The organism is Massilia sp. BKSP1R2A-1 (genome assembly GCF_050586525.1).
GTDB lineage: Bacteria > Pseudomonadota > Gammaproteobacteria > Burkholderiales > Burkholderiaceae_D > Telluria.
In genome coordinates this window covers 141,517-163,665 of sequence record NZ_JBOBRE010000010.1, presented here as the reverse complement: position 1 = coordinate 163,665, position 22,149 = coordinate 141,517, and the positions used below count along the sequence as shown (strand labels likewise).

The window sequence follows — 22,149 nt, the reverse complement described above, 5'->3', positions numbered from 1 at the left end:
TTGGGTTGGACTTCAACAGGGATCAGGGCGCCGCGAGCGCCTGCCTTACCTCATCCACGCTTGGCAGTTCCGACAGCAGCGTGGCTTGCTGTGCGCCGTCGCGGTAGACGGCATATACCGGCACGCCGCTGCGTCCCAGTTCCTTGAGTGCCTGCGTGATCGTTTCGTCGCGCCGGGTCCAGTCGGCGCGCAGCAGGAGCACGTTCTTCGCGCGCAGGTCCTGCAGCAGGCCCGGGTCGGCCAGGGTGGTGCGTTTGTTGTACTGGCAGGTCACGCACCAGGCGGCGGTGAAGTCCACGAACACCGGGCGTCCCGCCTGGCGCGCCTCCTGCACCGCCCGGGGCGACCAGGCCTGCCATCCGCTTTCCGCGACCGTGTTCGCCGCCACGGGCGCCTGGCGCAGCGCCGGCCAGGACCAGGCGGCCGTGCCGGCAACGGCGGCGATGGCGCAGCCCACGCCGATCCAGCGGCCGGCCCTGCTGCGTGCGGGGATCGCGCCCACCCAGAGCGCAAAGGCCGCGGCCAGCAGCAGGCCGAGAAGGCCGGCCACCGCGTCGATACCGGCCTGCTGGCCCAGCACCCACAGCAGCCAGACGACGGTGGCGAACATCGGGAAGGCCATGACGGTCTTGAAGCGCGCCATCCACGGCCCCGGACGCGGCAGCAGGCGGGCGACGCCCGGGAACAGGCTGGCGGCGAGATAGGGCGCGGCCATGCCGGCGCCCAATGCCGCGAACACCGACAAGGCCTGCGCTGCGGGCCAGGACAGCGCGGCGCCCAGGGCCGCCCCCATAAAGGGTGCGGTGCAGGGCGAGGCGACGGCCACCGCCAGCACCCCGGTAAGGAAATCGTCGGCCACAGGGTTGCGCGCGCGCGCGTTGACGATGCGGTCCGGGAGAAAGTGGCGGAATTCGAAGAGGCCGGCCAGGTTCAGGCCGATCAGGGTGAACAGGATAGCCAGCGCCGCCACGAACAGGGGCGACTGCAGCTGGAAGCCCCAGCCCAGCTGCTCGCCGCTGGCGCGCAGCACCAGCAGCAGGGCGGCCAGCAGCAGGAAGGACGCGATCACGCCCACCGTGTAGGCGATGCCGCCCGCAACGACCCGCTTCCGCTGCCCGCCATGCTGGGCGAAGCCGAGGACTTTCAGGGACAGCACCGGGAACACGCAGGGCATCAGGTTGAGGATGGCGCCGCCGAGGAAGGCGAAGCCCAGCACGAGGAGCCAGGGCCGGTCGGCCGGCGGCGGGGCGGCAGGCGCGGGAGCCGGGGCTTCCGGCGCCGCACCCGCCTGCGGCCAGGCGCCCGCGATGGGAAAACCGATGCGGATGCCGGGCGTCCCGTGCTCCGCCGTCAGCACCGCATCCATTGCCGCCGGACTCTCGCTGCGCTGGGCCGACAGGGGCGCGCGCAGCGCAAGCTGCTGCCCCTTCCAGGTCTGGCCGAGCGGGGCGGGGTGGTCGAGCACCGCGCCGTTTTCCGGGAACAGCTGCACCTGCTTGCCGCGCCATGCGGTTGGCAGTCCGGTGACCTCGATCAGCAGCGCCTGGCCTTCGAGACGCGCGCTGGCACGGGCGCCTGAGTCAGTCCGCGGCATGGCGGCGAGGGCGCGTTCGAACAAGGCGGCATGTTCCGCCTGCGGCGCCGGTTGCACGAGGAGATCGAGTTCCGCGAACTCGGGGATGCAGACCTCTTCGCAGATCAGGAAGTCTGCCCGCAGCCTGGTCGGGACCGGGCCGCCCTTGTGCGCGGCGGGCACGGTGAGGCGTACCGGCAGCAGCAGGTCGCCGTCATAGCCGTAGTTCATCAGGGGGCCGAGCGGCAGCTGCTTCGGCGTCGGCCAGGCGATGTCGCCGGCGGCAAAGCCGGCCGGCAGGGTCCAGGACAGGGTGGTGGGCAGGCCGGAATCGCCCGGGTTGCGCCAGTAGGTATGCCAGCGCGGCTGGTGCGCGATGCGCAGGCCGAGCCAGACCGCGCTGCCTGGCTTGACGCCTTCGGGCGCATGCACCAGCAGGCTGGCGCGCGCGTGGCCGGTGTCGGCCGACGGCGCGGCCTGCGCCCAGCCCATCAGGAGGGCGCAGGTCAAGGCGAGCAGCAGGTGCAGCAAACGTGCAAGCATCTTGTCGTCCCCGATTGGATGGCGCAGCGCAGCCATCTTATCAGGAACGAATGACAAAAAATCACAGACAGCCGCCCGGTTTGTTGCAGCTTTGTTTCAGCGGTTTCGGCTGCTCGTCAGGGCGGCAGGCGATAGCGTTGCTCACGGTACAGGAGCGAGGGCAGCATGACGTGGGCCATGGCGCGTTCGACCTGGGCCGGGGTCGGCTTTCCGGCATAGGGATCGAGCGTGCCGCCGGCGGCATCGTAGCGGCCGAGCAGGGCAGGCTGGCCGGGGCGCAGGATGGTCGCCGCCGACCCTTCCAGGTAGGCAAACAGATTGTCGAACTGGATCAGGGCGCGGCCCGGCGTCTCGCTGTCGCGCACGAAGTCGCGGCCGATCATCGGATGGGTGCTCGACACGCCCAGCAGCGAGAGCAGGGTCGGGGCCAGGTCGATCTGGCTGGCGATGGTGCGGATGCGCTTCGGTTCGATGTCGGCGCCGAGGATCAGGCCGGGGATGTGGAATTTTTTTACCGGCACCAGGGCATCGCCGTAAACCCGGTTGTCGTGGTCGGCCACGATCAGGAAGACGGTGTCCTTCCAGTAGTCCTGCTGCTTGGCGGCGCGGATGAATTTGCCGAGCGCGTAGTCGGCGTACTTGACGGCGTTGTTGACGGTCTGCTTCGGCTGCTCGTGCAGGGCGATCTTCCCGTCCGGGAATTCGAAGGGCTCGTGGTTGGAGGACGTGAAGATCAGGCTGAAGAAAGGCTTGCCGCTCGCGTGCAGCGTGCGCAGGCGTTCGAGCGACTTGTCGAACAGGTCTTCGTCCGAGGCGCCCCAGCTGCCGACGAAATTCGGCCGCATTTCACCGATGTCGACCACCTTCCTGACGCCGTTCCCGGTGAAGAAGCTGCGCATATTGTCGAAGTGGGCTTCGCCGCCGTAGACGAATTCGGTGTGGTAGCCCGCGCGCCCCAGGCCGTCGGCCAGGGTATAGAAATTCTGCTGCGCCAGCGAGAGCTTGACGACGCTGCGCGCCGGCGTCGGCGCATAGCCTGCCATCACCGCCTCGATGCCGCGCACCGAGCGGGTGCCGGTCGCGTACAGCTGCTCGAACCACCAGCCTTCGTTCTTGAGCTTTTCCAGTTCCGGCGTGACCGGCAGGCCGCCGAGCGACTCCACGAAGGTGGCGCCCAGGCTTTCCTGCAGCACGATCACGAGGTTCAGCGGCCGCTCGCGGGCAATCGCGGCGGCCTGGTGGTGCAGGGTAGGCAATTCTGGATTGGCGAAGTGGGCGTCGCGCAGCCAGGGTGCGGCGCGCACCTGTTCCAGGATCTTCTCGCGCGGGAGCGCACCGTAGATGTCGGAGGAGGTCGTTTCCTTGCGCATGGCGCCGATGGCGTCCAGCACCGACCAGCCGGAATTGATGATCAGCGAGTTGACCAGGGAGTCGCCGGTCAGGGCGAACAGGGCGGGGTTGGCGGGACGGTGTCCGGTGGTGGAACGCACCCCCATGAAGACCAGCAGGCAGAAGAGGGGCCAGAGCAGCAGCAGGCGGCGCGCCGGCCACATGTCCATGCCGCTCGATGCGCGGCGCAGCAGGGCGAAGATGCCGAGGCCCAGGACGATGGTGAAGACGACACCCAGGATCAGCGCGATGCGAAAGCCGTTCCACAGGGTGGCGAAGACTTCGCGCGGATAGCCCAGGTATTCGACGAAGAGGCGGTTCGGGCGCACGTCGTACTGCAGGATGAACTGCGGCGAGGACAACTCCATGAAGACGATGAAGACCAGGGCGAGCGTGGCCCAGGCCAGGGTCGCCGTGCGCCAGAAGCCGGCGGCGAAGCGGTGCGCGAACAGGGGCGCGAACAGCAGCGGGACTGCGGCGAAATAGCCGAGCAGGATCAGGTCGGCGCGCACGCCCTGCAGGAAGACGGTGGGTGCGATGCCGGTGGCCTGGACCCGCTCCCACTGCCAGGCGACCAGGCCCAGGCGCGACAGCGAAAGGATCGCCAGGCCGACCACGACCATCTGCAGCACACCCGCATAGGGACCGGCCCACAGGGTAAGGCGTGCGAGCCAGGTGGCGGGAAGGGAGGAGCGAGCGGGTGCGCCGGGTGCTGGAAGGGCCATGGAAACCGGTAGAGGAGCCTGTCACGTGGAGCGCGGCGTCATGCTGCGCCGCACCATCGAAGCGTTGCCATGTGAAAGGACAAACGCCCCCTTTCATACAGGCAATATACATACGTGATGCTAGTTGAGCAAGGCTCAGTCTGCCGTTAGCCGGGTGTTAAGTTCGCGTTAAACGCATGCGCAGCCCTTCCCGCCGCGCCCACAGCTCCCTCAGATATGGCGTTCGCGCGCGTGCTTGTCGCACTCCAGGGCGCAGCGCTCGCATGCTGCCTGGCACTCGGCGCAGTGCTGGTGCATGGAGGCGTGCTTGGCGCATTCGGCCGCGCAGGCGCGGCAGATGTGGGCGCACAGAGCGCAGTAGTCGCCGTGGTGGGGCGAGCCGCGCGACAGCACGTTGAGGGTGGCCGCGCAGATGTCGGCGCAATCGAGGTTGATCGGTGCGCAGCTGTTCATGCCGTCGCGGATGTCGGCCGCCGCGCAGGCCTGGCAGGCGCGCAGGGCGGCTGCGCAGGCGTCGATACAGTGCTGGATGTTAGCCATTTCGGAATCGGCCATGGTCTCCTCCTTCGTCGATGGGTGAGGAGACATGCTATTCCAATGCCGCGAAGGCGGGCGCGCACTATCGCCGCAATTAATTAGGACTCCTTGACATATTGCCTGGGCGTGGTATTCTGCCCGGCATGGACATTCAAGCAGAAACCCCCTGGGACAGCACGCCGGACATCTCGGCGCGCATCGTCACCGCCATCGGCCGCATCGCCACCGTGCTGCGCTCGGGGATGTGGGAGGTCTCGACTGCCGAAGGCCTGAACCCGGCCCAGGCCGAGATCCTGCAGCTGCTGCAGCACCGCACCACCGGTGTGCGCCTGAGCTGGCTGGCCAGGCAGCTGTCGATCTCGGCGGCCAGCACCAGCGACTCGGTGGCCGCCCTGGTCGCCAAGGGGCTGGTGCGCAAGGCGAAGGCCGAGGATGACGGCCGCGCCACGGCCCTGCACCTGACGGCGGAAGGGGAGCAGGTCGCCGCACGTCTCGGGCACGCGCTGTCTTTCGCGGATACGGCCGTCTCGCACCTGCCGCCGGGGCAGCAGGTGCAGATGCTCACCGGCCTGTTCAAGCTGATCGCCGAGCTGCAGAAGACCGAGCGCTTCCCGGAGCTGCGCGCCTGCCTCTCGTGCCGCCACTTCGAGCCGAACAAGTACCCGGGGGAGGAAGTCCCGCACCACTGCGCGCTGGTGAATGCGCCGCTGCCGATCTCTTTCCTGCGCATCGATTGCGCGGAGCATATGCCTACCGACCCGGTGAGCCAGCGCCGTAACTGGGAGGCTTTCGCCTGACCATTTTTTTTGCCTGTGATAGTTAGGACTCCTATTTTATGAGGGTGGCGCGGCCGCACCCATCCACCGGCCCACAACTGAAGGAGTACACCATGTCCCAGATTTCCCGCATCGCACTCGTCAACCCCGCCGCCACCCAGGGCGAAGCCGGCCAGGTGCTGGAGCAGATCCACGGCGCCTTCGGCGTCATCCCGAACATGTTCCGCGCCGTCGCCAATTCGCCGGCCGCGCTGAGCAGCATGTGGGGATCGTTCGGCGCGCTCGGCGGCGGCACCCTCGGCGCCCGCCTGGGCGAGCAGATCGCGGTCGCCATCGCCGACCGCAACGATTGCGAATACTGCCTGGCCGCCCACACGGCGCTGGGCCGCAAGGCCGGCGCCAGCGCGCAGGAGATGGCCGCGGCCCAGGCGGGGGAATCGAGCGATCCGAAGACCGCCGCCGCCCTGAAGTTCGCGCTCGCCGTGGTCGAGAACCGCGCCCACATCCGGGACGCGGACGTCGCCGGCCTGCGCGCCGCGGGCTTCAGCGACGGCGAGATCGTCGAGATCATGGCGCACGTGGCCCTGAACCTGTTCACGAACTACGTGAACGTGGCCTTCCAGGTGCCGGTCGACTTCCCCGGCGTGAAACTGCGGGTGAAATGATGGACAGGACCTTGACGTCCGGCCCGGCGCCGGAGTTCGAGGTCTCGGCCTGGCTCAACGCGCCAGGCCCGCTGACCCTCGCTTCGCTGCGCGGCAAGGTGGTGGCCGCCTACGCTTTCCAGATGCTGTGTCCCGGCTGCGTCACCTACGCGCTGCCGCAGGCGAAGCAGATGGAAGCGCTGTTCGGCCGCCACGAGCTGGCGGTGCTCGGCCTGCACACGGTGTTCGAGCACCACGCCGCCATGAACCCGGAGGCGCTGGCCGCCTTCCTGCACGAGTACCGCATCGGTTTTCCGGTCGGGATCGACCTGCCCGGCGAGGATGGCCCGATTCCGCGCACCATGGCGCGCTACCGCATGCGCGGCACGCCGACCCTGCTGCTGTTCGACCGTGCTGGCCGGCTGCGCCACAGCCTGTTCGGGCACCAGGCCGACATGCAGGCCGGCGCCCTGGTCGGCGCGCTGCTGGCCGAAGACGCCGCGCAGTGCGGCGAGATGGGTTGCCGCCTGCCGGAAGGGAGCGCGCCATCTCGGTAAGGCTGGACGCTGCGCCTGCAGGGAAGCGCGGACGGCGGCATAATACGGCCCCTGTACATACCGATCCGTCCTGACCATGCAAGCCATCTTCCGTCTCGCGCAGCCGCTGGCGCTGCTGTTCGCCTTCGTGGCCGGCCCTGCGGATGCGCACGACCACAGCTTCGGCACCCACGGGATGGTGCTGTTCGGCGGACGCGAAGCCCTGTACGCCTCGCACCTGCCGCTGTTCCGGGCGCCGCACGACCACCAGGTCGTGCTCCAGGTCCGCCTGGCGGATCCGGCGCTCGACCGCGCGCTGCGCGAGCGCCTCGACGGCAAGACCGCCTTGTGGACGATCGAGCCGGAACGCTTCGAGCTGTCACGTCTCGATCCGGCAAGCAGGGCGCCGCTCCAGGCCTTCGATGCCGGTGTCTACGAGGGGCATTTCGAGCGGAAGGGTGTCCTGAGCTACAAGAAGGCCGGCTTTGTCGTCGAGCGCGTGCTGGTCTATCGCCAGCTCGACCCGGGCGCGCGCGTGCGTGCGCAGGCGCGCTACCTGCCGGTGGGACGCTTTCTCGTGAAGGAAATCGACAGCCGGCCCGACGTCGATCACATCGTGGCGCTCGAGGCCGCCCAGGCGGGCGTCGTGACGATTCCGAAGGCAGGCCTCGGGAATCCGGAAGAGGTGCTGAAACAGACCGCCCCGGTCAGGGGCACGGTCTATTTCGAGACGGAAGACTTGCGCTGAACCCCGGCCTGTCCGGCCGGGGTTAGACGTAGGGTGGGCAATCCTTTGCCCACGCGCTCAACCAGCAGAAGCATCGCCATGGTGCATCCGGGAGTTGAACGCGTGGGCGGAGGAGTCGCGGGGCCGCCCAGGCTCACCCTCCAAACTCAAGCGTATTGATCAGAGCTTCTCGTCGCGCGAGAACGAGTACGGCACGTCCTGCTCGCGGGTGCCGCGCACCATGTTCGGCTTGGCCGACATGCTGAAGTCCAGGGTCGCGCCCTTCATCAGCTCGTCGTGGCCCAGCCAGGTACGCCCGATTGCCTTGCCGTTAACTTTCAGCGCGTCCACGTAGCGGCCCTTGCCGCGGGCGTTCACGGTGAAGCTGCGGCCGTTTTCGAGCTTGACGGTGGCTTTCGGGAACAGCGGGGTGCCGACCACGTACTGGTTCACGCCCGGCGTGACCGGGTAGAAGCCGAGGGCCGAGAACACGTACCAGGCCGAGGTCTGGCCATTGTCCTCGTCGCCGCAGTAGCCGTCCGGGGTGGCCGCGTACATGCGGTCCATGGTCTCGCGGATCCAGTGCTGGGCCTTCCACGGGGCGCCCGCGTAGTTGTACAGGTAGATCATGTGCTGGATCGGCTGGTTGCCGTGCGCGTACTGGCCCATGTTCGCGATCTGCATCTCGCGGATCTCGTGGATCACCTGGCGGTAGTAGCTTTCGTCGTAGATCGGCGGCAGCGAGAACACGGTGTCGAGCTTGTCGACAAAAGCCTTGCGGCCGCCCATCAGCTGCACCAGGCCGTCGACGTCATGGAAGACCGACCAGGAATAGTGCCAGCTGTTCCCTTCGGTGAAGGCGTCGCCCCACTTGAAGGGATTGAACGGGGTCTGGAAGCTGCCGTCCTTGTTCTTGCCGCGCATGAGGCCCGTCTCCGGGTCGAACAGCTTCTTGTAGTTCATGCTGCGCTGGGCGTAGATGTCGATCTCGGAAGCCGGCTTGCCGAGCGCCTTGCCGAGGCGCCAGATGGTGAAGTCGTCGTAGGCGTATTCCAGCGTGCGCGCGGCGTTCTCGTTGATGCCGACGTCGTAGGGCACGTAACCGAGTTCGTTGTAGTACTTCACGCCGGCGCGGCCGACCGCGGTCAGCGGGCCTTCGTTGTTGGCGCCGTGCTTCAGGGCCTGCCACAGGGTCTCGATGTCCTGGCCGCGCACACCCTTGATCCAGGCATCCGACACCACGGAAGCCGAGTTATTCCCGATCATGACGTTGGCGTAGCCCGGGCTCGACCACTCGGGCAGCCAGCCGCCTTCCTTGAAGGAGTTCGCCAGGCCTTCCTGCATCTCGGCGTTGATCGAAGGGTAGACCAGGTTCAGGAAGGGATACAGGGCGCGGAAGGTGTCCCAGAAGCCGGTGCCGGCGAACAGGCGGCCGGGCAGCACTTCGCCGTTGTAGGGGCTCCAGTGGACAGGCTTGTTGTTCGCATCGAGTTCGTAGATCTTGTTCGGGAACAGGACCATGCGGTACAGCGAGGAATAGAAGGTGCGGGTCTGGTCGACCGAGCCGCCTTCGACCTGGAGTTTACCCATCACGCCGTTCCACAGGGCCTTGGCCTTGGACTTGGTGGTCTCGAAGTCGTCCTGGGCCAGTTCGCGGCGCAGGTTCAGCTCCGCCTGTTCCAGGCTGATGAAGGAGGAGGCCACGCGCATATTGACCTTCTGGCCCTTGGCGGTGCGGAAGCCCACCAGGGCGCCGCTATGCTCGCCGTCGTTTTCCAGCTTGCCTTCTTCCAGCTTGTCGCCCTGCCAGGTGTCGGTCGAGGCGAAGGGCTGGTCGAACTCGATCACGAAGTAGTTGCGGAAGTTCGCCGGCAGCTTGTGCGCGTGGCGGGTGCTCCAGCCGATCACGCGGCGCTGGCCCGGGATGATCTTCACATAGGAGCCCTTGTCGAGGGCGTCGATCACCACGTAGCTGGCATCCGACTTCGGGAAGGTGAAGCGGAACTGGGCGGCGCGCTCGGTCGGCGCGATCTCGGTGGTGACGTCGGCGTCGGCCAGGTACACGCTGTAATAATACGGCTTGGCCACCTCCGCCTTGTGCGAGTACCAGCTGGCGCGCGCGTCCTGGTTGAAGCGCTTGCCGCCGACCACCGGCATGATGGCGAACTGGCCGTAGTCGTTCATCCAGGGAGAAGGCTGGTGGGTCTGCTTGAAGCCGCGGATCTTGTCGGCGTCATAGGTATAAGCCCAGCCGTTGCCCATCTTGCCGGTCTGCGGGGTCCAGAAGTTCATGCCCCAGGGGACGGCGATGGCCGGATAGGTATTGCCGTTGGAGAGTTCGGGCTTGCTCTGGGTGCCCATCAGGGGATTGGCCCACTCCACCGGGTCGGTCACTTTGCCCACTACCTGGGCCTGTGCAGCGAATGCACTGGCGGCCAAGAGGAGGCCTGCTGCGAGATTCTTGGTCATGGCGTCTCTGGTCAGTGTTGATTATTGTTGATACGGGGTCTGGGTGTAGGGACGGGCGCTGCGTTCCTTGCCCCAGTCCTTGTTCGGCGTGGCCTGCATGGTGAACACCAGCTCACCGCCGGCCGTGATGTCCTCGTGGCGCAGGAAGCTGCGGGTCAAGGGCTTGCCGTTGAGCGTGGCGCGGCCGATGTAGCGGTTCGCTTCCGACAGGCCGTCGGCGCGGATCGTGAAGCGCTTCCCGTTCGGCAGGTTCATCTGGGCGCGGTCCAGGAAGGGGCGGCCGATCACATACTCGTTCGAGCCCGGCGCCACCGGATAGAAGCCCATCGCGGTGAAGGCGAACCAGGCCGACATCTGGCCCAGGTCGTCGTTGCCCGACAGGCCGTCCGGACGGTTGTGGTACTGGCTCGCCATGATCTGCGTCACGCGCTCCTGGGTGCGCCATGGGGCGCCGGCGTAGTTGTACAGGTAGGCCACGTGGTGCGAAGGCTCGTTGCCGTGGGCGTAGTGGCCGATCAGGCCCGAGATGTCTTCCATGTGGGCATAGAGATCGTCGCGGATCTTGGCGTCGAAGACTTCGTCCATCTTGGCCACCAGGCCGGCGTCACCGCCGAGGAAGGAGAGCAGACCGGCGTTATCGTGCGGCATATACCAGGAGTACTGCCAGGCGCTGCCTTCCGTGTAGTCGCTGCCGAAGTTCGACTGCACCGGGTTGAAGGGCGTGCGGAACTCGCCGGTCGACTTGCGGGCGCGGATGAAGCCCGTCTCCTTGTCGAACACGTTGCGGTAGTTCTGGGCGCGCTTGAAGTAGGTCGCGGCGACGTCCTTCCTGCCCATCTTCTCGGCCATGCGCGCGATGGTCCAGTCGTCGAACGCGTATTCGACGGTCTTCGACGCCGCTTCCGGCTCTTTGTCGATCGGCACGTGGCCGAGCTTCATATAGTGTTCCAGGCCGCCGTAGGGACCGTACTCGGCGGACGCCGTCATGGCCTTGAGCGCCTTGTTCGCGTCGAAGCCCTTGATGCCCTTCATGTAGGCGTCGGCGATCACGGGCACCGCGTGGTAGCCGATCATGCACCAGGTTTCCAGGCCATGGAAGGACCACACCGGCAGGATGCCGTAGGGGCTGTGCTCCTGGGCGGCGATCAGGGAATTCACGAAGTCGGCGTTGCGCTTTTCGGGCGCCAGCAGCGTGAGCAGCGGGTGCAGGGCGCGGTAGGTGTCCCACAGCGAGAAGGTCGAGTGGAAGTTGAAGCCCTTGGCCTGGTGCACCTGGTTGTCCGGACCACGATAGCGGCCGTCGCGGTCCATGAACAGCGACGGCGCCAGCATGCTGTGGTAGAGCGCCGTGTAGAACATGGTGCGCATCGGCTCCGGCGCTTCCGCCTTCACGCTTGATAGCGCATCGTTCCAGGCGGTGGAGGCGCGGGCGCGCTCGGCGTCGAAATCCCAGCCGGGCATCTCTTCCAGGTTGGCGATGGCGCTGTCTTCGCTGACCGGCGACAGCGCGACTTTCACGAGCAGCTGGCCGTCGGTCGGCACGCCGAACTCCAGCGCGGCCATCAGCGCCTTGCCCTCGACGATCGGCTTCTCGGCGGGCGTCTTGCCGGGCGAGGCGAAGCCGCGGTACTCGATGGCCTCCTCGCGGTTGAGCAGCTGGCGCGCGCTCATCGGGCGCGAGAATTGGATGGCGAAGTAAAGCTGGCGGCCCGGCGCCCAGCCGCGCGTCTCGCGCATGCCGGTGATGGTCGTCGCGTCGCGCACGCGCAGGCGCGACCACAGGTTCTTGCTGCCGTAGTCGTAGATGCTCTGGCGCAGGTCGAGGATCACCTTGGCCGGCGCATCCTTGCCGAAGCGGTAGCGGTGCAGGCCCACGCGCTCGCTGGCGGTCAGCTCGACGTCGACCTCGTTGTCCTTCAGGCGCACCGCGTAGTAGCCCGGCTCGGCCTTCTCTTCGTCGTGCGAGAAGCGCGAGCGGTAGCCGGAGTGCGGACGCTCGGGGTAACCCGGCTCCAGCTTGGTGTCGCCGGTGTAGGGCATGAGCAGGACGTCGCCCAGGTCCGAGTGTCCGCTGCCCGAGAAGTGGGTATGCGAGAAGCCCAGGATCGAGTCGTCGGCGTAGTTGTAGCCCGAGGCCCAGGGATAGCTCTGGCGGAAATGGCGCACCTGCGTATCGGGGCTGAGCTGCACCATGCCGAAGGGGCGGGTGGCGCCGGGGAAGGTGTGGCCGTCGCCGCCGGTGCCGATGAAGACATTCACGGCGCGGTTCGGCGCACCGACGGCCGGACTGCCGGGGGCCGCGGCGTCTGCGAGGCCGGGCGTCAGTACGGCAAGGACGGAAAGGACGGACAGCAGGGGGACAGCGCGGGTGAGGCGAACGATCATGGTGTCTCCAACGGTGGCGTTAAGCGCATTCTTGTGACACGTATATATATGCCGAGTTTGCCTTGTGGGCAACACACCGATGCTAAACCGCTCGCTATTTAGTGCCTTTTTAGTAAACAAACAAGCCAACCCGTGGACACCGAGGGTGTTGTGTGGCACTACAGCTGAGGCCGTGTCTGAATGTCAGACCTGACACCAGGGGGGGAGGTGGAAGGAGAGGAGTAATGGAAAAAGGGCTGGGAGCCGATGGCACCCAGCCCTTTCGTGCTACAGCGAAGACGCTTACATGACCAGCGCCGGCTGGCCGACGATCGCCACCGGCACCGCGGCATCGGTGTCCACCGCTGCCAGCAGGTCAGCCATCGTGGGCACACCCGACGCCGCTGCGTCGCGGGCATCGATCGCGAAGTAGACGTCGGTCATGTCGGCGACACGGCCGTTCGCCATGGTCGCGCTGCTGCGCTCGAGGTGCAGGTTGCCCTGGGCGTCGACGAAAGGCAGCACCACGTGCTCGACCTTCAGCGAGACCACGCCGGCCTGGGCCAGCGACACGAGTTCGCCGTCGTCGGTCTGGTGGTTGCCGTTCAGGTCCTGCCAGATGCGCAGGTCGCCGAAGGCGGCGTCCTGGGCATCGACCAGGCCGTCGTGGTTGCTGTCGTAGCCGGCCAGCTGGCTGAAGCCCGCGCCTTGCTGCGCGCCGCCGAACAGTTCCGAGATGCCGTCGATCTTGCCGTTGCCGTTGCGGTCCACCGCCAGGAAGCCGTCGCTCGAGGACAGCCAGCCCGACTGGATGCCGGTGCCGGTGCCCAGCAGGTCGAAGGTCGCGGCCGATGCCGAGCGCGCGACGGTGTGCACGCCGTCGCCGTTCAGGTCGATCGCGATCGGGGTGATCGCGGCGTCCCAGCTCATGTCGTTCTCGCCCGAGCTCAGGGTGATGTTGTCGGTACGGGTCACGTTCACTTTCGATACGCCGTCACCGTTCACGTCCGAGTCGATCGCGTCGTTGCTGCCGACGTTCTTGCTCGCCCACTTCCAGTTGTCCATGTTGATGCCCTTGTAGATGACATCGCCCTTGTCGAACTTCAGGTAGTAGGTGCCCGGATCGAGGTTGCTGAACTTGTAGTTGCCGGTGCTGTTGGTCTTGGTGGTCGCCAGCAGGGTGCCCGAGGACGTGTACAGCTGGACGGTGACGCCGGCGATGCCGCCTTCGCCCGAGTCCTGGATGTCGTCGTGGTCCAGGTCTTCCCAGACCTTGTCGCCCAGCGAAGCCTTGCGGTACAGGCCCGCGTCCCAGGTCAGGTCGTTCTCGCCCTGGGTCAGGGTGATCAGGCCGCTCCTGCCCGCGGTGGTGTCGATGTCCGAATCGATCGTGTCGTTCGTGCCCACGTTCTGCTTCGTCACGAAGTAGCCGCTCGGTTCGGCGACCTCGATGCGGTAGCTGCCGGCATTCAGGTTGTCGAACAGATACTTGCCGTTGCTGTCGGTGACGGTGGTTTCCAGCACCTTGCCGTTCGCGTCCAGCAGCTTCACGGTCACGCCCTTGATGCCCGCTTCGCCGCTGTCGCGGATGCCGTTGTAGTTATTGTCTTCCCAGACGGTGTCGCCGATCGAGCCGCGCTTGACCGCCACCGGGGTCGGCAGATTGATGTCGTCCGTATCGGTCGCGCTGTTGTTGCCGCTGTTGGTGTCGATGAAGGTCGACGGCGGGGTGACCTTGGCGGTGTTCGACAGCTGCGCCGGCACGGTGCCCGCCTTCCAGACCAGGAAGTCGTTGTTGGTGCCGTTCGGGTTGCTGCCCGCAACGAAGAACACGTACTTGGCGTCGGCATTGAAGGTCGAGGGACGCAGGCTCAGGATGTCGCCGCTTTCCGCGCCCACGCCGAAGTCGCCGTACCTGAAGGTGAACTTGGTGGTGAGGGTGGAGAGATCCGGCATCGGGTTGTCGGACCAGTACAGGGTGCCGATCTCGGCGCCACCGGAACCTTCGGCGTCCAGGTTCGAGACCCACAGCGAGCTCCACTGGTCGCCCGCTTCCTTGGTCAGGCGGATGACGTCCATGTTCTTCTGGTTCGACAGGCCGGTCACGGCTTCGCCGCCGGCGCTGTCTTCATAGCGCGAGATCACGCCCAGGCCCTTGTCCTCGCCCGAGTTGCGCGCCCACAGGGTGGCGCTGCCGACGGTGGAGCCGGACACGTAGGCCGCTTCCGCCGTCACGCCGTTGACGGTCTTGGTGGTGCCGACGCCGACGTTGTTGCCGAGGGTGGAGAAGTCCGAGACGGTTTCCAGCGCGGAGAGCGATGCGACCTTGGCGGTGACGGTGTAGGTGATGCTCGAGCCGCCGGCCAGGGTGACGTAGTCGCTGATGCTGCCGGTGCCCGATGCCTCGTTGCCGCTGGCGCCGGACGTCGCGCTGCTGGTCCAGGTGACGTTGGTGAGCGTCGACGGGATTGTATCGGTAACGAGGGCATTGGCCGCGATGGCGGTGCCGGTGTTGGTGACCACGATCTTGTAGGTGATGGTCTGGCCCGGCGTCACGAAGGTCACGCCGTCGGTCTTGGTGATCGAAAGATCGCCGGTCACGTTGACCAGGCCCGCGTCCAGGTTCTTGTTGTTCTCGCCCGACTGCAGGGTGACCATGCGGGTCGTGCCGGTGGTCGCGTTGGCGTCCGAATCGACGGCGTCGCTGCCGGCGCCGCCGCCGGTATACACGTAGCCGGTCGGCTTGCTGAACTGGACCTGGTACTGCACGCCCGGGGTCAGGTTGCTGAAGTTGTAGGCCCCATCGGTCCCGGTCAGCATGGCGACGCTGGTGTTGTCGGCGGTGGTCGAGAGCAGGCCGTCGGCGCCGCCGCCGATCAGGGTGACCGTGCGGCCGGCCAGGCCGGTCGCGCCGTCGTCCTGCAGGCCGTTGCCATTGGTGTCGATCCACAGGCGGTCGCCGATGCTGGCGTTGGCGTAGACGCCCGCATCGATGGTGTCGTTGAATTCGCCCGATTTCAGCGTCACGACCTGGCTCTTGCCGGTGGTGGTGTCCGCGTCCGAGTCGCTGGCATCGAGGCCGACGTCCTTCTTGGTGAAGAACATGTCGGCCGGCTTGCCGAAGGTGACCTGGTACTGGTTGCCCGGGATGAGGTCCTTGAACAGGTAGTTGCCGCCGGCATCGGTGGTGGTCGTGACCGTCGTGTTGTCGCCCGTGGTCGCGATCAGGCCATCGAGGCCGCCGCCGGTCAGGGTCACGGTGACGCCCGCGACGCCGGTCTCGCCCGCATCCTGCTGGCCGTTGGCGTTGGCGTCCAGCCAGACGCGGTTGCCCAGGCTCGCCGGGGTGTAGATGCCGGCGTCGACGGTGGTGTTGTTCTCGCCGGACGCCAGCTTGACGACCTGCGACAGGCCGGTGGCGCTGTCGGCGTCGGAATCGCCGGCGTCATTGCCCTTGTCCTGGCCGGTGAAGACCGTGCCGGCCGGCTTGCCAAACTGGACCTGGTATTCCATGCCCGGGGTCAGGCCGCTGAACTTGTAGTTGCCGTTGGCGTCGGTCGTGGTCTCGACCCTGGTATTGTCCGCGCTGGTGGATACCAGGCCGTCCAGCCCGCCGCCGATCAGGGTGACCTTGACGCCTGCGGCGCCCAGTTCGCCCGCATCCTGCTGGCCGTTGCCGTTGGCGTCGATCCAGACGCGGTCGCCCAGGCTCGCCGGAGCGTAGACGCCGGCGTCGATGGTGCTGTTGTTCTCGCCCGAGGCCAGCTTGACGATCTGCGACAGGCCGGCGCTGTTCGCGTCGGAATCGCTGGCGTCATTGCCCTTGTCCTGGCCGGTGAAGACATGGCCGGCCGGAGCGCTGAACTTCACCTGGTATTCGGCGCCAGGGGTCAGGCCTTCGAATTTGTAATTGCCATTGGCGTCGGTGGTGGTCTCGACGCTGGTGTTGTCGCCCGTGGTCGAGATCAATCCATCGGCGCCGCCGCCGACGAGGGTGACTTTGGCGCCGGCGACACCCTGTTCGCCCGCATCCTGCTGGCCGTTGCCGTTGGCATCCAGCCAGACGCGGTCGCCCAGGCTGGCCGTGTTGTAGATGCCGGCGTCGATGGTGGCGTTGTGCTCGCCCGACTTCAACGTAACGACCTGCGACAGGCCGCTCGCATTGACGTCCGAATCGCTCGCGTCATTGCCCTTGTCGCGCGAGGTGAACACGCTGCCGGCCGGCTTGGCGAACTGCAGCTGGTATTCCGCGCCCGGCGCCAGGCCATCGAAACGGTACTTGCCGTCGGCGTCGGTCGTGGTCTCGACGCTGGTGTTGTCGCCCGTGGTCGCAAGCTGCCCGTCGAGCCCGCCGCCGACCAGGGTGACCTTGACGCCGGCAACGCCTTGCTCGCCGTCGTCCTGCTGGCCGTTGCCGTTGGCATCCAGCCAGACGCGGTCGCCCAGGCTCGCCGGCGCGTAGACGCCGGCGTCGATGGTGGTGTTGTTCTCGCCCGATGCGAGCTTGACGATCTGCGACAGGCCGGCGCTGTTCGCGTCGGAATCGCTGGCGTCATTGCCCTTGTCCTGGCCGGTGAACACATGGCCGGCCGGGGCGCTGAACTGCACCTGGTATTCGGCGCCAGGTATCAGGCCTTCGAACTTGTAGTTGCCGTTGGCGTCGGTGGTGGTCTCGACCGAGGTGTTGTCGGCCGTGGTCGAGAGCAATCCGTCGGCGCCGCCGCCGATCAGGGTGACCTTGGCGCCAGCGACACCGAGTTCGCCCGCATCCTGCTGGCCGTTGCCATTGGCGTCGATCCAGACGCGGTCGCCCAGGCTGGCGGTCCTGTAGAAGCCCGCATCGATGGTGGCGTCGTGCTCGCCCGAGCCGAGCTTGACGACCTGCGACAGGCCGTTGCCGTCCGCGTCCGAATCGCCGGCGTCGTTGCCCACATTCGCGCCGGTGGCCACGAAGCCGGCCGGTGCGCCGAACTTCACCTGGTACTCCGCGCCCGGGGTCAGGCCGTCGAAGCGGTAGTTGCCGTTGGCGTCGGTGGTGGTCTCCACGCTGGTATTGTCGCCGGTGGTCGAGAGCAGGCCGTCGAGACCGCCGCCGACCAGGGTCACCTTCACGCCGGCGATACCGGTTTCACCTGCATCCTGCTGGCCATTCGCATTGGCGTCGTGCCAGACGCGGTCGCCCAGGCTGGCCGGGGCATAGACGCCGGCGTCGATGGTGCTGTTGTTTTCGCCGGAAGCCAGCTTGACGATCTGCGACAGGCCGCTTGCGTTGACGTCCGAGTCGCCCGCGTCGTCGCCCTTGTCCTGGGCGGTGAACACGGTGCCGGCGGCTGCGCCGAACTTCAGCTGGTATTCCATGCCCGGGGTCAGGCCCTCGAACCTGTAGTTGCCGTTGGCGTCCGTCGTGGTCTCGATGCTGGTGTTGTCCCCAAGGGTCGCGACCAGGCCGTCGGCGCCGCCGCCGACCAGGGTCACCTTCACGCCGGCGACGCCGGTTTCGCCTTCGTCCTGGCGGCCGTTGGCGTTGGCATCGAGCCAGACGCGATCGCCCAGGCTTGCCGGGGCGTAGACGCCGGCATCGATGGTGGTGTTGTTCTCACCGGAGGCCAGCTTGACGACGTGCGACAGGCCGTTCGAGCCGGCATCCGAATCGCTCGCGTCATTGCCGCTGTTGGCGCGGCTGAACACGCTGCCCGCCGGCGCGGCGAACTGCACCTGGTACTCCACGCCCGGGGTCAGGCCTTCGAAGCGGTAGTTGCCGCTGGCGTCGGTGACCGTCTCGACGCTGGTGTTGTCGCCGGTGGTCGAGAGCAGGCCGTCAAGTCCGCCGCCGATGAGGGTGACTTTCGCGCCTTCGACGCCGGTTTCGCCGGCATCCTGCTGGCCGTTGCCGTTGGCATCGACCCAGACGCGGTCGCCCAGGCTGGCGCTCTTGTAGAAGCCCGCATCGATGGTGCTGTTGTTCTCGCCGGAGGCCAGCTTGACGATGTGCGACAGGCCCGCGGCGGCGTCCGAATCGCTGCTGTCGGCGCCAAGGTTGGCGCCGGTGGCCACAAAGCCGTCCGGGGTGCCGAACTGCACCTGGTATTCGGTGGCCGGGGTCAGGCCGTCGAATTTGTAGTTGCCGCTGGCGTCGGTGGTGGTCTCGACGCTGGTATTGTCCCCAAGGGTCGAGATCAGGCCGTCGGCGCCGCCGCCGATCAGGGTGACCTTCACACCCGCGATGCCGGTCTCGCCGGCATCCTGCTGGCCGTTGGCATTGGCGTCGTGCCAGACGCGGTCGCCCAGGCCGGCCGGGGTATAGATGCCGGCGTCGATGGTGGCATTGTGCTCGCCCGACGCCAGGGTGACGACCTGCGAGAGGCCACCCGCAGCGGCGTCCGAGTCGCTCGCGTCCACCCCGATATCCTGGCCGGTGAAGACGCTGCCTGCCGGCTTGCCGAACTTGACCTGGTATTCCACGCCCGGGGCCAGGCCATCGAAGCGGTACTTGCCGTCCGCATCGGTGGTGGTCTCGACGCTGGTGTTGTCCCCAGTGGTCGCGACCAGGCCGTCGGCGCCGCCGCCGACCAGGGTCACCTTCACGCCGGCGACGCCGCTCTCGCCATCGTCCTGCTGGCCGTTGGCGTTGGCATCGAGCCAGACGCGGTCGCCGATGCTTGCCGGGGCGTAGACGCCCGCATCGATGGTGCTGTTGTTCTCGCCGGAGGCCAGCTTGACGATCTGCGACAGGCCATTCGCGCCCGCATCCGAATCGCTCGCATCGCTGCCGCTGTCGGCGCGGGTGAAGACGTGGCCGGCAGGCGCCTTGAACTGCACCTGGTATTCCACGCCCGGGGTCAGGCCGTCGAAACGATAGTTGCCGTCCGCATCCGTGGTGGTCTCGACGCTGGTGTTGTCGCCCGTGGTCGAGATCAGGCCGTCGGCGCCGCCGCCGATGAGGGTCACCCTGGCGCCGGCGACGCCGAGTTCGCCCGCATCCTGCTGGCCGTTGCCGTTGCCGTCCACCCAGACGCGGTCGCCCAGGCTGGCGTTCCGGTAGAAGCCGGCGTCGATGGTGGTGTTGTTCTCGCCCGAAGTCAGCTTGACGACCTGGGACAGGCCTGCGACGGCGTCGGAATCGCTGCCGTCGCTGCCGATGTTGGCGCCGGTCGCATTGAAACCGTCCGGCGTGGCGAACTGTACCTGGTACTCCACGCCCGGGGTCAGGCCCTCGAAGCTGTAGTGGCCATTGACGTCGGTGGTGGTCTCGACGCTGGTATTGTCCCCAAGCGTCGCGACCAGGCCGTCGGCGCCGCCGCCGACGAGGGTCACCTTGACGCCGGCGATGCCGGCTTCGCCCGCATCCTGCTGGCCGTTGGCGTTGCTGTCATGCCAGACGCGGTCGCCCAGGCTGGCCTGCCTGTAGACGCCCGCATCGATCGTGCCGTTATGTTCGCCCGACTTCAGGGTCAGCACCTGGCTCTTGCCGGCCGCGCCGGCGTCCGAGTCGCTCGCGTCGTCGCCGACATCGGCACCGCTCGCCACGTAGCCGTCCTTGCCGCCGAAGCCCAGCTGGTATTCCATGCCCGGCACCAGGCCGTCGAAGCGGTAGCTGCCGTTGGCGCCGGTGGTGGTCGTGAATTCCACGTTGTCGGCGGGGGTGGCGATCAGGCCGTCCGCGCCGCCACCCACCAGGGTGACCTGCACGCCTTCGATGCCGGTTTCACCCGCATCCTGCTGGCCGTTGGCATTCGCATCGTGCCAGACGATGTCGCCCAGGCTGGCCGGCACGTAGACGCCGGCGTCGATGGTAGTGTTGTTTTCGCCCGATGCCAGCGTGACGACCTGCGACAGGCCGCCCGCGCCTGCGTCGGAATCCTTGGTGTCGATGCCGTTGTCGGCGCGCGTGAAGACGGCGCCCGCGGGCGCTTCGAATTTCACCTGGTACTCGGTGCCCGGGGTCAGTCCCTCGAACTTGTAGTTGCCGTTGGCGTCGGTGACCGTCTCGACGCTCGTGTTATCAAGCGTCGTCGAGAGCAGGCCGTCGGCGCCGCCACCGATGAGGGTCACCCTGGCGCCGGCGACGCCGGTTTCGCCCTCGTCCTGCTGGCCGTTGCCGTTGGCATCGAGCCAGACGCGGTCGCCCAGGCTGGCCGGCGCGTAGACGCCGGCGTCGATGGTGGTGTTGTTCTCGCCGGAAGCGAGCTTGACGACCTGCGACAGGCCGTTCGCATTGGCGTCGCTGTCGCCGATGTCGTCGCCCTTGTCGGCGCCGGTGAAGACGTGGCCGGCCGGCGCGCCGAACTGCACCTGGTATTCGGTGCCCGGAGTCAGGCCTTCGAACTTGTAGTTGCCGTTGGCATCGGTCGTGGTCTCGACATTGGTGTTGTCAAGCGTCGTCGAGAGCTGGCCATCGGCGCCGCCGCCGATCAGGGTCACCTTGGCGCCGGCGACGCCGGCTTCGCCCGCATCCTGGCGTCCGTTGCCGTTCGCATCCAGCCAGACGCGGTCGCCCAGGCTGGCCGTGTGGTAGATGCCGGCGTCGATGGTGGTGTTGTTCTCTCCCGAGGTCAAGGTGACGACCTGCGACAGGCCGCCGGCGCCCGCGTCGGAATCCTTGGCGTCGTCGCCATGGTCGGCGCGGGTGAACACGCTGCCTGCCGGCTTGTCGAACCTGACCTGGTATTCCACGCCCGGGGTCAGGCCGTTGAACCTGTAGTTGCCATTGGCGTCGGTGACTGCCTCGACGCTGGTGTTGTCAACGGTGGTCGACAGCTTGCCGTCGGCGCCGCCGCCCAGCAGGGTGACCTTGACGCCGGCCACACCCGCTTCGCCTTCGTCCTGCTGGCCGTTGCCGTTGGCGTCGAGCCAGACGCGGTCGCCCAGGCTGGCGCTCTTGTAGAAGCCGGCGTCGATGCCGGTATTCTTTTCGCCCGGCGCCAGCACGACCTGGTTCGAGAGCAGGGCGTCGCTGTTCGCGCCCGAACCGGCGCTGCCGTCCGACTGGCGCGGGCTGACGCGCTCGTAGCCGGACGGGAGGCTGAAGCGGACCTGGTAAGTCAGGCCCGGGCTCAGGGCCTTGAACAGGTAGTTGCCGTTGGCGTCGGTGGTGGTGGTGCCCAGCACCTCGCCGGCATCGTTGAAGTCGCCATCCCCATTCTGGTCGCGCAGCAGTTCGACGGTGGCGCCGGCGATGCCGGTTTCGCCCGCGTCCTGGATGCCGTTCGCGTTCGCATCGTGCCAGACGCGGTCGCCGAGCGAGGCCGACTGGACCATGATGATGAGGGGCTGGCGGTGGGTGCTGCCGCTCATGGGGTCGACCACCAGGCCGATCGCTTCGCCTTCGCCCGGCACATAGCCTTCGTGCTGCATGGCGGTGGCGACCAGCGCCTCGATGTTCGCCTTGTTCTGCGGCAGGTAGCTGACGAACCAGTTGGCGCTGCCGATCATCTTCCAGACCGCGCCCTGGGTGTCGGCATAGCTGGCGCCCAGCGCCTTGTAGTTGTTCAGCAGCCAGTTGATGTTGTCGAGCTTGTCCAGGTTCGTCTTCGGCAGGCCCGGAATCGCGCCCAGCGTCGTCAGCTCGTAGGACGAGTACACGTAGGAGTTGTAGGTCGCGTTGGCCGGCAGCGTGATCGCTTCGTTCAGGCACCACAGGTCGTAGGGCGTACCGCCGGAAAGACCGCCGGGATTGAGCGGTGTATTTCCCTGGAAGTAGATATCGATGGCGTTCGGATCGTTGGTGGTACCCGGCCTGGTGACGAAAGTGACGATGCGCGGCGTGGCTGACATGATTGTCCTTGACGGTATTGTTAAGTACGGACTGAGGCCGATTTTTTGGCAAAAGGGGGCCCATGCGGGCCATCAGGGCCAGCGCCGGGTGA

General features: G+C 67.1%; 10 protein-coding genes. 4 read left to right on the top strand and 6 right to left on the bottom strand.

Going from position 1 to position 22,149, the window contains the following annotated elements:
- Positions 1–22: 22 nt before the first annotated feature.
- From ACQ7JA_RS16640 to ACQ7JA_RS16630, 3 genes are all read right to left on the bottom strand, one after another.
- Positions 23–2,116 (bottom strand): protein-disulfide reductase DsbD family protein, encoded by a 2,094-nt coding sequence (locus tag ACQ7JA_RS16640; protein ID WP_430899692.1) that lies wholly within the window; start codon positions 2,114–2,116, stop codon positions 23–25.
- A gap of 116 nt (positions 2,117–2,232) precedes the next feature.
- Positions 2,233–4,230, bottom strand: coding sequence for an LTA synthase family protein (locus tag ACQ7JA_RS16635; protein WP_430899690.1), 1,998 nt, complete (start codon positions 4,228–4,230; stop codon positions 2,233–2,235).
- Between the two features lie 210 nt (positions 4,231–4,440).
- Entirely contained in the window at positions 4,441–4,785 is a 345-nt protein-coding gene (locus tag ACQ7JA_RS16630; RefSeq protein WP_430899688.1) for a four-helix bundle copper-binding protein, read from the bottom strand.
- Between the two features lie 125 nt (positions 4,786–4,910).
- Here ACQ7JA_RS16630 and ACQ7JA_RS16625 point away from each other — a divergent pair, with 125 nt between their 5' ends.
- From ACQ7JA_RS16625 to ACQ7JA_RS16610, 4 genes are all read left to right on the top strand, one after another.
- Positions 4,911–5,564, top strand: a complete 654-nt coding sequence (locus tag ACQ7JA_RS16625) for a MarR family winged helix-turn-helix transcriptional regulator (RefSeq protein ID WP_430899686.1) — start codon at positions 4,911–4,913, stop codon at positions 5,562–5,564.
- 101 nt (positions 5,565–5,665) lie between these two features.
- Complete coding sequence (locus tag ACQ7JA_RS16620; protein ID WP_430899790.1) at positions 5,666–6,208, top strand: carboxymuconolactone decarboxylase family protein; 543 nt, start codon at positions 5,666–5,668, stop codon at positions 6,206–6,208.
- Positions 6,208–6,744 carry a redoxin domain-containing protein gene (locus ACQ7JA_RS16615; RefSeq protein WP_430899788.1) on the top strand — a complete coding sequence of 179 codons (537 nt, stop codon included), beginning with the start codon at positions 6,208–6,210 and terminating at the stop codon, positions 6,742–6,744. Before ACQ7JA_RS16620 ends, ACQ7JA_RS16615 begins: the two co-directional genes overlap by 1 nt.
- A 76-nt stretch (positions 6,745–6,820) precedes the next feature.
- Positions 6,821–7,471: a hypothetical protein gene (locus tag ACQ7JA_RS16610; protein ID WP_430899684.1), complete on the top strand. Its 651-nt coding sequence runs from the start codon at positions 6,821–6,823 to the stop codon at positions 7,469–7,471.
- A gap of 159 nt (positions 7,472–7,630) precedes the next feature.
- Here the strand turns inward: ACQ7JA_RS16610 and ACQ7JA_RS16605 are convergent, their stop codons facing one another.
- The 3 genes from ACQ7JA_RS16605 to ACQ7JA_RS16595 all read right to left on the bottom strand — a co-directional run bounded on the left by ACQ7JA_RS16605 (position 7,631) and on the right by ACQ7JA_RS16595 (position 22,057).
- On the bottom strand, positions 7,631–9,919 hold the full coding sequence (locus ACQ7JA_RS16605) for a GH92 family glycosyl hydrolase (RefSeq protein WP_430899682.1): 2,289 nt from the start codon (positions 9,917–9,919) through the stop codon (positions 7,631–7,633).
- Between the two features lie 21 nt (positions 9,920–9,940).
- Positions 9,941–12,304, bottom strand: coding sequence for a GH92 family glycosyl hydrolase (locus ACQ7JA_RS16600; protein WP_430899680.1), 2,364 nt, complete (start codon positions 12,302–12,304; stop codon positions 9,941–9,943).
- Between the two features lie 282 nt (positions 12,305–12,586).
- Positions 12,587–22,057: an SdrD B-like domain-containing protein gene (locus tag ACQ7JA_RS16595; RefSeq protein ID WP_430899678.1), complete on the bottom strand. Its 9,471-nt coding sequence runs from the start codon at positions 22,055–22,057 to the stop codon at positions 12,587–12,589.
- Between the last annotated feature and the right edge of the window lie 92 nt (positions 22,058–22,149).